The organism is Teredinibacter sp. KSP-S5-2 (genome assembly GCF_032773895.1).
Taxonomy (GTDB): Bacteria; Pseudomonadota; Gammaproteobacteria; order Pseudomonadales; family Cellvibrionaceae.
Window position 1 is genome coordinate 603,226 of the sequence record NZ_CP120416.1, and the last position, 13,751, is coordinate 616,976.

At 44.7% G+C, this 13,751-nt stretch carries 13 protein-coding genes; 6 read left to right on the top strand and 7 right to left on the bottom strand.

What is annotated here, in order from left to right; all coding sequences use genetic code 11:
- Positions 1-568 precede the first annotated feature (568 nt).
- A complete protein-coding gene (locus tag P5V12_RS02825; RefSeq protein ID WP_316955718.1) occupies positions 569-2,041 on the bottom strand; it encodes an FAD-dependent oxidoreductase in 1,473 nt (490 codons plus the stop codon).
- A gap of 212 nt (positions 2,042-2,253) precedes the next feature.
- Entirely contained in the window at positions 2,254-2,427 is a 174-nt protein-coding gene (locus tag P5V12_RS02830; protein ID WP_316955719.1) for a hypothetical protein, read from the bottom strand.
- A gap of 149 nt (positions 2,428-2,576) precedes the next feature.
- Here P5V12_RS02830 and P5V12_RS02835 point away from each other — a divergent pair, with 149 nt between their 5' ends.
- Positions 2,577-3,053, top strand: coding sequence for a hypothetical protein (locus P5V12_RS02835; protein WP_316955720.1), 477 nt, complete (start codon positions 2,577-2,579; stop codon positions 3,051-3,053).
- Between the two features lie 74 nt (positions 3,054-3,127).
- Here the strand turns inward: P5V12_RS02835 and P5V12_RS02840 are convergent, their stop codons facing one another.
- The 5 genes from P5V12_RS02840 to fucP form a co-directional block, all read right to left on the bottom strand.
- Positions 3,128-4,591, bottom strand: coding sequence for a DASS family sodium-coupled anion symporter (locus tag P5V12_RS02840; RefSeq protein WP_316955721.1), 1,464 nt, complete (start codon positions 4,589-4,591; stop codon positions 3,128-3,130).
- A gap of 118 nt (positions 4,592-4,709) precedes the next feature.
- The gene (locus P5V12_RS02845) at positions 4,710-5,198 is read right to left on the bottom strand and encodes a protein tyrosine phosphatase family protein (protein ID WP_316955722.1); all 489 of its coding nucleotides are present in this window, start codon (positions 5,196-5,198) and stop codon (positions 4,710-4,712) included.
- A gap of 71 nt (positions 5,199-5,269) precedes the next feature.
- The gene (locus tag P5V12_RS02850; protein ID WP_316955723.1) at positions 5,270-5,581 is read right to left on the bottom strand and encodes a DUF2288 domain-containing protein; all 312 of its coding nucleotides are present in this window, start codon (positions 5,579-5,581) and stop codon (positions 5,270-5,272) included.
- A gap of 101 nt (positions 5,582-5,682) precedes the next feature.
- The gene (gene bfr / locus P5V12_RS02855; RefSeq protein ID WP_316955724.1) at positions 5,683-6,150 is read right to left on the bottom strand and encodes a bacterioferritin; all 468 of its coding nucleotides are present in this window, start codon (positions 6,148-6,150) and stop codon (positions 5,683-5,685) included.
- Between the two features lie 224 nt (positions 6,151-6,374).
- Entirely contained in the window at positions 6,375-7,640 is a 1,266-nt protein-coding gene (gene fucP / locus P5V12_RS02860; protein ID WP_316955725.1) for an L-fucose:H+ symporter permease, read from the bottom strand.
- 117 nt (positions 7,641-7,757) lie between these two features.
- On the opposite strand from fucP, the gene P5V12_RS02865 reads away from it, so the two are divergent.
- The 5 genes from P5V12_RS02865 (at position 7,758) to P5V12_RS02885 (ending at position 13,736) form a co-directional block, all read left to right on the top strand.
- Positions 7,758-8,774 carry a LacI family DNA-binding transcriptional regulator gene (locus P5V12_RS02865; RefSeq protein ID WP_316955726.1) on the top strand — a complete coding sequence of 339 codons (1,017 nt, stop codon included), beginning with the start codon at positions 7,758-7,760 and terminating at the stop codon, positions 8,772-8,774.
- A 42-nt stretch (positions 8,775-8,816) separates the two neighbouring features.
- Positions 8,817-11,342: a glycoside hydrolase family 3 protein gene (locus P5V12_RS02870; RefSeq protein WP_316955727.1), complete on the top strand. Its 2,526-nt coding sequence runs from the start codon at positions 8,817-8,819 to the stop codon at positions 11,340-11,342.
- Positions 11,343-11,506: 164 nt separating this feature from the next.
- Complete coding sequence (locus P5V12_RS02875) at positions 11,507-12,070, top strand: DedA family protein (protein WP_316955728.1); 564 nt, start codon at positions 11,507-11,509, stop codon at positions 12,068-12,070.
- A 25-nt stretch (positions 12,071-12,095) separates the two neighbouring features.
- On the top strand, positions 12,096-13,205 hold the full coding sequence (locus tag P5V12_RS02880; RefSeq protein ID WP_316955729.1) for a D-alanine--D-alanine ligase: 1,110 nt from the start codon (positions 12,096-12,098) through the stop codon (positions 13,203-13,205).
- A 78-nt stretch (positions 13,206-13,283) separates the two neighbouring features.
- Complete coding sequence (locus tag P5V12_RS02885; protein WP_316955730.1) at positions 13,284-13,736, top strand: hypothetical protein; 453 nt, start codon at positions 13,284-13,286, stop codon at positions 13,734-13,736.
- The last annotated feature ends 15 nt before the right edge of the window (positions 13,737-13,751 follow it).

The window sequence follows — 13,751 nt, forward strand, 5'->3', positions numbered from 1 at the left end:
GTTCTTTCATGTTCATCAATTTTGTCTTGGAGCGTGAGCAAAATTGTTTCTTTGTCCGCCTTGTTTTCCTAAAAGCTAATTCAGACAAATTTGTTGTCAATTGTTTATTTCTGCACTAGGGGTTTTATTTATGATATCCCTATGTTCATTTTTGATATGCTATTTTTCTCTATGTAAATCAATAGGTTAGTGGTAAAAAAATCCTCTGGCATCTATTGTTTTTGGTTCGTTTTGTGCCTTTATTTTTTGCATTAAAATTGTCTTTTAGGGAAAGTATTGGTCAATCCGAAGTGGAAATTGTGCGGAAAAATGTGCAAATAAAAACCACAAAAATGAACCCTTTTTAATGACGACTAAATGAAAAAATGCATGTCAGAGGGCGATTTTCTCTTTTATGTTCGAGTAAAATCATTTAAAAAATTATGTCGTCAAAATCATTTAATGGGCGCAATAAATAATTGCGTTTTAGAATTGGTTAAATGGTTTTTTATCTGTTTTGAGGAGCGGTTTGGAGGGGGTCCATTTCCTGATTGGGGTTATGGTAAATATCCTGAGCCCGAGAGCGTGATTATTTCGATTGTTCTGAAACCCAAGTTTGGAGGTGATGTGTTTCTTCTTCAGAAAATACCATTCCCAGATAACTGCGCCGCCAGAGGATATCTTCTGCTGTTGATGCCCATTCCTGTTCTAGCAAGTACTTGACCTCAGCTTCATATAAGCCGTGACCAAAATGGACACCCAGATCGGTTAACTGCGTTGACTTGTTTAATATTCGTTCTACTTCGGTTCCGTAGTGCTCAACAAGCCGTGAGACTATCTGCGAGGGAACAAACGGATACTTGCGGCCGATATCTTCTCCGAATTCTCTTGGCGATGTGCTGTTAAACTTCGCCGAGGCGATGGGGGTGTTCCTGTATTCCGTATTCCTGGCTGCCCCTGTGAAGGGCATTAGCATATCCAGAGCCTGTTCGGCGATGCGACGGTGCTTGGTGGGTTCTATGCCAAACAGGTTTAGTACAGGAGCCTGTCTCCCTGGGTTATTCAGGTCGAGCAGAGAATCTCTCATCACCGTATAGTCGTTACAGGTCGGGTCTTCAATCAGAGCGCGGTAACACCAGCTCTGGTGAATAATATTGTCTCTAGTGATGTGTTCGGCAAAAACATGATTCCACTGTTCAATAACGTCATTCACTACGCATAAACGTTTTTCTTGAGTGTTTTCAGGTAAAAGAAAGGGGCCAATACAGACGATACCTTCGCTGAAATCGTAGGCGTAGGTTAAGCATTTAGTCGGTTGTTGAATCGCATAAACGCCGCCCAGAGGCGCTTGAGTTCGAATATAAAGGTGGCCATAGTCGACACGTGTTGCTCTCGCCCGGGTTTTTACTTGCAGGGTTTCCAGGAAGTTATTGGCGAGCCAGCCACAGCAGTTGACAACAACTTTACTGGAGATCTGAAAGCATTCATGGGAACTCTGTTTTCTAATGCTCAAAACCCAGCGACTTTTTTGCCTATCTGCCTGGATTACCCGATGATGACACAAAAGTTCTGCACCGAGGTTTTGTGCTGTGTGTGCCAGCCCAAGGATAAAACGCCCATTTTTAAACAGAACATCGGTGTATTTTGCAATATCTATGTCTGGTTTGAGGCGATTCTGGGGATGAGTAGTGGAGGTTAGGGTTTCAATCCAGCGAGGCTGTATACGGCGGTAGACGGCAATACCAGTGTTAACTCTTTTGGCGGAACGAACCTCAGGATTTTGTATGAGGAAAAAAGGGCGGCTTTCGATTAAATGAGGCGCTTTTGTTTGGATTTTACTGATTTCATCCAAATTGGACGAAAGGCCTGTTAGGTCGAAGCTTTCAAGCTTGCGCAGGTCACCAGTAAGGACACTGAGAGGAACAGCTGAAGCGCCTGAAGCAAGGTCTCCATCCTGGACAAGTAAGGTTTTTAACCCTCTGCTGGCAGCCTCACTAGCAATGCTGACGCTGTGTATTCCGCCTCCAACGACCGTTACATCGTAAGTGTTGTGTTGTGTCACTTGTATCCCCCGGTAGATATTGAACGGCGGGAAGAAACAGCAAAAAGAACGAAATCAGCTGGCGTTGGTTTTGCGAATCTTTCTATATAACTTTTAAACCTATCCTAATAATAACTGCTTTAGTTGATTTCTTCTAATGATAAGGAGTGATAATGGGACATCCGTTTAAAAGCATTTTTTTTTAAAGGGTTATTAGCCTGTTGTTAGCGGTTTTACAGATCTTTTTTCGTACGAAAATTATTAATTAAGCTTTTTAGATAAATCCTGTGCATGCTCTGTTTGGAGTAGGAGTCCAGGCATTGAAAGTCTTCAACACTGAGTATTCCTGCTCGTATAAGTCTGGCAATGAGTTCTTCGGACACTGCCAGTTTAATGTTTTTGTGCACTGATATCCCTCCAGTTAATTGAAAAGCTCATACCTACAATGCCTTGTATCTGGCTTGTTAGGGATGAAATTTTCCATTATTATAAATGATAATCATTATCAATTACAAATATTCAGTATGTGGTTCATGACATTTAAATGGAGGCGGTAATGGCGTTTTTATGTAACAAACACCTTGGTATTGTGAAATCTAATCCTTGTTTGGGTATGAAGCTTTGGAGTGGTGCTTTTGCAAATGGGGAGCGCTCATACCAACATAGCCGTTGGAAGCCTGCCAGTGCGTTCTTTGGCGCAGCTTATGAAATTAGCTTGGAATGCATGTACCACAAATCAACCCAATTTGACCCGCTGCATTTTTCTGCCGCTGGTCAATGCTTGGTAAACAGTTTATGTCAGCTTGGTGAGCTTCCCACCGCTTACGATTATTTGAAAGAAATGAAAAGCAAACTGCGTGTCATGTCTTCAAGTATTCAGTTACACCCTGATAATCAACGAATCGCAGCGAAGCTGGTTGGTCATATTCAATGTCAGTTAACGCATGTGGCGCAGGTGAAAAGCCGCTTATCTGTTTCAGAAGAGAGTGGTTTGGTGAATGAGGAGTACTTGCCGGCTGGTATTAACCACTAATGGATAAATGACAGACAAAAAAAGGGCCGGGGTGAACCGGCCAAATATCAGGAGATAAAAAACTTTAAAATGGTTTAAGCAAAGAATGTTTGGATTAACCAAAGCCCGATTGTGCCAATGAGTATGGTTGCAAACACGTTCAGGACGATACCTGTTTTCATCATTTGCTTAATGGTCAGCTCACCCGAGGCGAAAACAATGCTGTTGGGGGGCGTCGCAATAGGGGTTAAGAATGCGCAGCTTGCTGCAAGGGCTGCTGGAACTGTCAATAGTAGTGGGCTATCGCCAAAACTCATTGATACTGGGCCTAATAGAGGAAGGAAACCAGCGGCGGTAGCGGTATTACTACTGAAGTTGGTAAGTACACCTACTACAGCGGTGACTAACAGCGCCATGGCAATCAGCGGCATTGCAGAGTTATGGCTGATGGCGTCAGCAATATAAGTAGCCAGTCCAGTATCTTTGATCATACCTGCGAGAGACAGACCGCCACCGAAGAGAAGCAAAATACCCCAAGGAAGCTTCTTGGTGTTTTCCCAGTCCAGTAGATACTCTTTCTTGCCATGCATGTTGGCAGGGATGGTAAATAGGATGATACCAGCGGCAATGGCGATACCTGTGTCAGTAATTTGCAGGCCTGACCATTTGGCAAGAAGTGGTCGAGTCATCCAGGAAACGGCAGTTATAACGAAGATAATAGCTACGTACTTTTCTGCTTGGGTCATTTTCCCAAGGTTTTTAATTTGTTCTTTTAGCTGCGCTTCAGTATTGGAAGAACCTTTATTGGATAGCTTGTAACCCCATTGAGTTAGCCATAACCAGCAGAAAAGAAGCATGATCAAGCTAACAGGAAGACCAATAATCATCCACTTGGCGAAGCCGACTTGGTAACCATAAGCTTCAGACAGGTAGGCTGCGAGTAGCGCGTTTGGTGGTGTACCAATCAAAGTACCAACACCGCCGATACTGGCTGAGTAAGCAATAGATAGGAGAAGTGCAGTGCTGAAATTGGCGGTATCTTGTGGGTTCTTGCCATCGTCTTGAGCTTTTACCAGACCGATAATGGATAAACCGATTGGAAGCATCATCACGGATGTGGCGGTGTTACTCATCCACATACTTAAGAATGCGGTGATGATCATTACACCCGCAATTTGCATTTTTGGCTTACTACCTGAAGCTAAAAGAGCAAGCAACGCAATACGCTTATGCAGGTGACATTTCTCCATCGCCAAAGACAACATAAAACCACCTAAAAACAGGTAGATCAGAGGGTGTGCAAAAGCGGCTGTTACAGTCTTAACATCGGCTGTACCCAGGAGCGGAGCTAATACAATTGGGATGAGTGCGGTAACTGGGATGGGCACGGCTTCGGTTGTCCACCAGACAGCCATCATGATCGCCAACCCGGTCACTTGCCATGCCGCAACCGGCATCCCTTCAAAGGGAGGTGGTATGATCAAACAAAAAAGCAGTATTGCAGGGCCTGATAACAGGCTGATTATGCGCTTATGATCAGATTTCGATGTACTACTCAATTTTTATGCCTCCCAGTGTCAGTCAGGTACCTCTTGATGGGTACAGAGTAACTTTAGCAATCTCTGGGGAGGGGAGGCTTGATTCGTATCAGGCTCAGGAAAAAAGACGTGAAAAACTCTATGTGACAGGCGACAGGTTAGCTGAAGATGATGATAATTTGCTCAATGTTACGGCACTCATAAAACTGCCCCAGACTTTGTCGTTCTGGGGTTGCCAAATGGTTTCCAAAGGCGCTTTCGCATATTTACTCTCGATGCCTAATTCTAAAGTCTGATATAAAAACACAAAACATGAAGCGCGCATATTCAACGCACAATGTACCCAAATTTTTTGTTCGGCTGAGGCATTCATTACCTTACAGAAGTATTCCAGGTCTGAAACCTGCGGGTTGTCCCACTTGATAGGAATATGAATGTATTTCAACCCGAGGGAGGATACCAGAGCCCCTTCATTAGGTAGGGCGTTATCGCTATCGGGCATAGCTAGGTTAATCACCAAGCCGTAACCATTTTGAGCAATCTGTTCAAATTGTGATGGGGATGGCTGACCGGATGTTGCGATCCGTGCATTCACTTTCTGAAAATTGATGATATCCGTAAGTTGCATGTGTTCACCTAAAATCGATGTAGTCTTACTGTAATAACGTTGCTAGACAAAAAACACCGAAAAAAAAATACCTATTTTTTTTGTTCCTGAACCAGAACCCAGGGGGATACGACAACGGCCCATAAATTTTCGTCTTGTTCGTACCATATTTCTGCCTGCTGATCGGAGACTGGTGCAAATTGCTGTGCATCCATTAATGGTTTCAGTTGCGCCGTATCGTCTTCCACCATTAGGCTGGCTGTATGTATTAAGTCTAGGGTTGAATCGACATAAATAGCTTTGCCTGAAGCAAAAAAGCGTTGTAACTCTCGCCAGGAAATTTTTGCCGTTTCGGCATTTAGCTTAGCAAGAAGCGTTTCCGATTTCGTTGATGAATTTTGCATGGGATGTGATCAGTAGTTCGGAGCGAAAAGTGTGGGGCTATGACTTTTTATTCTAAGGGGTTAACTAGGCCACTACGTGATTCAGTGGCCCGAAAGCATAATTACATTTGCGACTGCAGGTAGTTTTGCAAACCGATTTTTCCAATCAGACCAAGCTGTTGTTCTAACCAATAAGCGTGGTCTTCTTCGGTATCTTCAAGCATAACGCGAAGAATTTCTCTGGTTTGGTAGTCCTGAACGCCTTCGCAATAAGCCATGGCTTCTTTTAAGTCGGCCACAACTTGTAACTCCAGATCAAGGTCACTCTGTAGCATTGAGGGTACATCTGTACCTATATTAAGTGGAGGACGCTTAACCATGTTTGGTTTGCCCTCTAGGAAAAGAATACGTTTGATCAACAAATCAGCGTGGCCTGTTTCATCTTGCATTTCGTGGCCAATACGCTCGTATAATTTTGTGAGCCCCCAGTCTTCGTACATTCGTGAATGAATAAAATACTGATCAATTGCCGCCAACTCCCCGGCTAAAAGATCGTTCAAGTATTCTATGACTTTGGCGTCACCTTTCATGTTGCTCTCCAGAGTGTCTATTTAATTTACCGAGAATAGAGCTGCATGGCTCTCGATTCAAGTGTTCAGATTATAAAAGTCTAACAGCAACAATAAAATAGAAGTAATAAACGTAACCGGTTTTCGGTGTTTTATTGGTGACTCGATCAAAGCCACCCGCTATATAGGTGGCTTTTAGAATATCTGTTCTTAAACAAAAGAAGTCACAACGAACAAGTTTGTAGTCAGATATTTTTAATGCTTTGTAAACCGTAGTATGCGATATAGGCGTAGCATAAGGCCGGGAGCAGGAACGCCATTTGTATGCCAATCGAGTCGGCAAATACACCAAATATTACTGGAATAATGGCACCACCCACTATCGCCATACATAAAATACCGGAACCGTGGCTGGTGTGTTCCCCAAGCCCAGACACCGCAATACTGAATATGGTTGGGAACATAATTGAATTACACAGGCCAACAAGCAGGATTGTCCACATAGCAAAACTACCTGAAGAGGTCGTGGTCATTAGCAGCAGGGCAATGGCGGTAATACTGTTAAATGCCAGTGCATACGCAGGTTTTATTCTCAACATTACTGCCGCGCCAATGAATCGACCAATCATGGCAAACATCCAATATAGGGACACATAATAGCCCGCACTTTCTTCTGTCATTCCCGCAATGCTGTCCTGTGAGAAATAACTGACCAAAATACTGCCGATGCTAACTTCTGCTCCCACGTAAACAAATATGCCGATGGTTCCGAGTCTAAGGTTCGGGAATTTCCATAGGGTTTCTTTAAAGTTTTGCAGCACGCCGGTGTGTGTTTTCTGCAGTGCATGAGTGATTGCCGGGAGCTTAATAACGGCAAATATCACGGCCATAATGAATAGTGTTGCTGCCAGCATCAGGTAGGGGCCTTGTACGGCCTGTGCTTCCGACGTTTTATAGGCTTCCAGTGCGGTACTGCTGAGTGCCGCAATTTCCTCGGGGGTTTTGTTGCCGTTTGCCAGAATCAAAAAACTGCCCAGAGCTGGGGCTATTGTTGTACCGAGTGAGTTAAACGATTGTGTCAGCACCAAGCGACTAGCAGACGTTTCGGGAGCGCCAAGGGTTGTGACATAAGGGTTGGCTGAGACCTGCAATACCGTGATGCCGGAGGCAAGGACAAACAGGGCTAACAAAAACACCCAGTATATTTCGCTGGATGCCGCGGGATAGAACAGCAGGCAGCCCAATGCCGCCACTGTGAGACCGCAGACAATCCCCCGTTGGTACCCGATGTGACTGATAAGCTGCCCGGCGGGTATGGAAACTACGAAGTAGGCGCTGAAGAAGCAAAATTGCACCAGCATAGCCTGGGTGTAATTGAGTTCGAATACCCCTTTCAGGTGAGGGATAAGTACATCATTCAAAGCGGTCAGGGCTCCCCACATAAAAAACAGGGCGGTAACGATGACTAAAGGAATGAGGTAGGGGTTGCGCTGTGGGGTCGTTGTATTCATGCCAGTTACTCACAAAAGAAAGGCCGGATCGGAGTCATGATGCTTGCTATGTCATTTGAATAAGAGTAGATTAATCTTGAAATGACAGCGCTGTCAATTGTTCGTTTGAGGTGAAATTTGTCCAGACCCACCATAGAAGACGTGGCCAAACTTGCCGGAGTCTCCATAAAAACGGTATCCCGCGTGGTCAACAACGAGACCGGCGTCCGTGAAACCACGCGAGAAAAAGTATCGGGTGCTATTGCCGAGCTTGGTTATAGCCCTAACCTGTCTGCCAGACGTTTGGCAGGAAAACGTTCTTTTCTTTTAGCTCTGCTCTATGACAACCCCAGCGCCAGTTATGTAACCAATGTGCAGGAAGGGGCTTTGTCTGTTTGTCGATCTTCCGGCTATGACCTGCTCATTCACCCCTGCGATTTCAGAGATGAAGCGCTTGAATACGACATCATCCGATTGGTCAAAGACAAAAATATTGACGGCCTGATTTTGACCCCGCCTTTATCGGACAAACAAAACCTGATTGATAGGTTAGAAGAGGCCTCGATTCAATTTGTCTTGATCGCACCGGCTTCTATTCGTCCGGGTCAAATATCTGTTCGGACAACGGACAAGCCCGCAGCTGAAGAACTGACTCAGAGCCTGATTGATAAGGGGCATCAACTGATTGGTTTTGTTACCGGGCTGGCGGACCATAAGGCGGTCGCACATCGTTATCAGGGCTACCTCAATGCGCTATCGAAAAATGGCTTGTCGTCGAAGCTCGATTGGGTTGTTCAGGGGGATCTTTCATTTGAATCCGGTGTTGAGGCCGCGGCCCAGCTGTTAGCGCAGCCGAACCCTGTCACCGCAATTTTTGCCAGCAACGATGATATGGCAGCAGGTGTTATTTTTTATGCACATCAGAACAAGGTTCGTGTGCCCGAAGATTTATCTGTTGTTGGCTTTGACGATATTCCATTGGCACAACGAATATGGCCGGCACTGACCACTATCAAGCAACCAATATTCGACATGGCGGAACAAGCGACTTTGCTACTCTTAAAACAAATTCGTGGCGAGCCAATACAGCAACACCAAATTGTCATACCAACCAAAATAGTCCAACGAGACTCTGTGGGTGTTAAGGGTGAATAACGCTTTGCACAAAACTGCAACAAACAGATAAGGCTTTTACTTATGGAGACGATTAACAAATATTTTTTCCTCACTGTGATTGTTTTGGGGTTAATAGCCTGCGATCAGAAAACGGATAGTCAAGTGTCTGGCGTTGAATGGCCAAGTATTCAAAGCCCAATCGCCAAAGATAAAACTATTGAGAACCGCGTTACCGAGATGCTGGAGAAAATGACTCTGGAAGAAAAAGTGGGTCAGATGATGCAACCGGAAGTTCGGTATATAACTCCCGAGCAGGTGAAACAGTTTCACATCGGTTCGGTGTTGAATGGTGGAGGATCAATAGCAGGTAAAGATGGTTACGCAACTTTGGCTGAGTGGGTGCAAAGAGCCGATGACTATTATTATGCTTCTGTTGACGACTCTGATGGTGCCGTGCCTATCCCTATATTTTGGGGGACAGATTCCATGCACGGCGCAAGTAATATTATTGGTGCGACGATTTTTCCTCACAATATCGGTTTGGGCGCAATGCGTAACCCTGAGCTGATGGAAAAAATTGGGCACGTTACTGCGATTGAAACCTTAACCTCGGGGGTGGATTGGCTTTTTGCGCCGACAGTTGCGGTAGTAAGAAATGATCGTTGGGGAAGAACCTATGAATCTTTTTCTGAAAATCCGGAAGTCGTAAAAAGTTATGCTGCTCCTGTGGTCAAGGGCATTCAGGGGAAGGCTAACACTCCGAGCCTTTTTGCCGAGGACCGACTGCTTGCCAACGTAAAGCATTTTCTTGGTGATGGTGGCACACAATACGGCATCGATCAGGGAAATACGATGGCCTCAGAAAAAGAGCTGCGTGATATTCACGGTCAAGGTTATTTCAGTGCCTTGGCCGAAGGTGCTCAAGTGGTGATGGCTTCCTTTAATAGTTGGAATGGCGAAAAAGTTCATGGCAATAAACACTTGCTTACAGACGTGTTAAAAAACCAAATGGGTTTTGACGGTTTTGTTGTTAGTGACTGGAATGGGCATGGGCAGGTAAAAGGGTGTAGCAACGAAAGCTGCCCTCAGGCGATAAATGCTGGAATTGATATGGTTATGGTGCCAAGTGATTGGCAGGCGTTAATTGCGAATACAATCGAATCGGTGAAGCAAGGTGATATTCCCATGAGTCGTATTGATGATGCGGTAACGCGAATTCTGCGGGTTAAAATGCGCATGGGGCTTTTTGATCGCGGCGCACCATCTCAAAGAAAGTTCAGTGGCAAATATGAATTTCTCGGAAGTGATGAACACCGTGCCGTCGCTCGTCAGTCTGTAAGAGAATCATTGGTGTTATTGAAAAATAATCAGAATATTCTTCCTTTATCTGCGAAACAAAAAGTATTGGTTGCTGGCCCGGCTGCGGATGATATTGGTTGGGCTTCGGGTGGCTGGACGGTAACTTGGCAGGGGGTGACTGACAGCAATAAAGATTTTCCCGATGGAACATCCATATATCAAGGTATTAAAGCGGTAGTTGAGCAAGCGGATGGACAGGTTGAATTAAATGAAGCTGGCAACTTCTCAGAAAAGCCGGATGTGGCCATTGTTGTCTATGGCGAAAAACCCTATGCCGAAATGCAGGGAGATATTAAACACCTGGGGTATCAATCGAATGTCCACGTGGACTTGAAAATATTAAATAAATTGAAAGACCAAGGTATCCCGGTAGTTTCCGTGTTTCTTTCAGGTCGTCCACTATGGGTAAACAAAGAAATTAATGCATCCGATGCGTTTGTGGCTGCATGGTTGCCAGGCAGTGAAGGTCAGGGCGTGGCAGATGTTTTGTTTAGTCGGGTAAATGGTGAAATGAATTACGACTTCTCTGGTAAGCTTTCGTTTTCCTGGCCGAAGTATCGCCATCAGGAAATATTAAACTGGGGAGACGAAAATTATGACCCGTTATTTGCTTATGGTTTTGGTCTGACGTATCAGGATAAGAATACCAATCTTGATCTTCTGCCTGAAGACGTTTCCTTCGATAAAGATGTCGCGCAACTGGAGCCAGTGGATATCTTTGTTGGTCGGCCAGTGGAACCCTGGCAAGCCTATATACAAGATAGCCAGGGTAAAATCAGCATACGCAATATGTTGCCGGAACAATCCACTCATATTCAATCGTTCAGTGAGGATAAAACCACTCAGGGAGATTCTCGACGTGTTATTTGGCAGGGGGACGCACTAGCGTCATTGATATTTGAATCGGAGCAATCGGTGAATCTTGCTCAGTATGTCAAACAGAATGCGGTATTATCCGCGGATGTGCGTGTGTTGACCAAACCGGTTAAAGCCGTTTCTTTACAACTGGATTGTGGTGAAGGCTGCAAGAAAAGCGTTGACCTGACCGAAACTTTAAAACAAATCCCTGGCCATGTCTGGACGCCGTTGTCTATCGAGCTCGACTGTTTGTCGTCCGAATCCAATGTGTTTGATCAAACTGAGGCGTTTGCGATATCAACCGAAGGCAGTATGGAACTGGTCGTCGCCAATCTTCGTGTGGAAATCTCGGATGATCAACGCGGCCGGATGAGTTGCGACGCCTTATAATCTATTGTCACTAATTCAACCGAAAAGGGGTATCAATTAGGTATATCCTTTTCGGTTTATTTCGTTGTTATTCGTTGGTTTGTAGTATGCTTTATTGAACTCTTGGTCATTGACATGGGTCTTAGCCGAGTTGTCACAATATTTATGACCTGTACTGGATACCGATGATTGAATTCCTGCAGCAATATGCTTCTAGCCCGGTTCTTCTTGCCATGGCATTAATTGTCGTTTCCTGGATATGGGAAGATGCTTCGGTTGTTTCTGGTGCCCTGTTTGCGGCCGATGAATTAATCTCTGTTCCGGTAGCCGCTTTCTCTGTTTTTGTTGGTATCGCCTCTGGCGACCTGGCGTTATATTATTTGGGACGATTGGCTCAGCGTTGGAGAGGACTGCGTTTTCGCCTGTTAAAAAATCCATATTGCCGTGTGCTGAATCGTCGATTTAGGGCTCGCTTGTTATCCAATATTTTTATTATCCGTTTTATTCCTGGTTTGAGAACTCTCGGTTTCACCCTATGTGGTTTATGGCGGGTTCCTCAAATTCAGTTTATTACTGCCATGGGCGTCGCCGGTATACTGTGGGTGGCTATTGTTTTTTCCGGGGTATACAGTTTGGGAGTGAGTCGTCTTTTTGTTGATTCATCCTGGAAATATTCGCTGCTAGCCGTTGCCTTGCTTTTACTGTTGGTAAATAATTATTTTGCCTCTCGCAAATTTACCACCAAATAATTACAAATCTTTTTCTGATACATTCATGCCTAATCAAACATCCGTTAATGAAGGTTTGCCCCCTCTTGATTTGGAGGATAGGCCGGTTTCCTTTTTTGAATTTTGGCCAGCCTGGTTCTTTTATATACCAGTTGTGTTTTATTGGTTATGGTTATCGATTCGTTATCGAAGTTTTGGTTTGCCGATGCTTGCCAACCCCGAGATTGAGTTAGGTGGCATGGTAGGAGAGTCCAAAAGTGCAATTTTGCATTTGGCCGGGGAGTATGCTGCGAAATACATATTACGAGCTGTCACCTTTGTCAAAGATCCGGCTCTTTCATTGTCTGCTCTGTCGCAATCGGTCATAGAGTTGGCTGAGCAATCCAATATCAATATGCCGTTTGTGATAAAACCTGATAAAGGTTGTCGGGGAACCGGGGTACGTGTTATTCGATCCATAGAACAACTGAATACATATTTGCATGCGTTTCCAGATGGTCAGCGGTGTATGGTGCAGACTCTCGCTCCTTACTCTGCAGAAGCGGGAGTATTTTATGAGCGCATGCCGGGGGAAACTCAGGGAAGAATAACGTCATTAACATTAAAATATGTTGCGACTGTAAAAGGTGATGGGGCGACAAATTTACAAACATTGATTGCCAGAGATCCGCGGGCGAGCAAGTTATATGGGGTGTATGTTTCTCGAAATGCGCATCGGTTAACTTGGGTGCCAAAAAAAGGCGAAGACGTTGCACTTACCTTTGCTGGAAGCCATGCAAGAGGTGCTATCTTTCGCAATGGTTGGCAACACATCACGCCAAAGCTGGAAGCCGCAATCGACAGGGTATTACAGGATGTAAGAGGTTTTCACTACGGCCGTCTGGATATTAAATTCGAGAGCACAGAAAAGCTTGAGCATGGAGAGGCGTTTACCATTATCGAGATTAACGGCGCGAGTAGTGAAGCTGTCCACATTTGGGATTCAAGAGCACATCTGTGGGAAGCTTTTGGTTCGCTCTTTCGTCAGTATCGTATACTTTTCCAAATGGGGGACCGATTGCGGGCGCAAGGTTATCAACCTCCACCTGCTACCACCTTGATAAAAGTGTGGTTGCGTGAGCTAAAGTTATCTAAGCACTACCCTGAATCTAATTAAGTTGGATGTAACAGATACTCAGGCGTAACTATTCAGTTTTGTCGTGGTCGAAGCTGAACACGTTTTTGAGGGGTGAATATGGAATTTATTAAGCAGCGTTACCCATTATTGTTGAGTATATGGATTGCATTTGTCTTTGTGCAATCGTTGTTCTTTAAATTTACCGGCGCCCCCGAAACAGAACATATTTTTGGCGTATTGGCAGACCTGTTTGGTGTGGCAGGCATTAATCCCTATGGTGCATATGTTGTTGGTAGCCTGGAGCTTATTGCTTCAATTTTGTTGTTCACTCGTTGGTGGGCCTGGGGAGCGCTGCTTGCGTTTGAAATTATGTCTGGAGCGATTGTTTTCCACCTTTTTACACCACTAGGTATTGTGATGCCCGCTTTTGATTCCCTAGGTGTGGTGATCGGAGATGATGGTGGAACGTTGTTTGTCATGGCATGTTTAACTTGGCTGAGTTCTGTAGCCCTGGTTGTAAAAGATGTGACAGCAAAAGAAAGTGGCTTGAGAGCCTTTATTAAAAAATAAATACGTTGACTTACT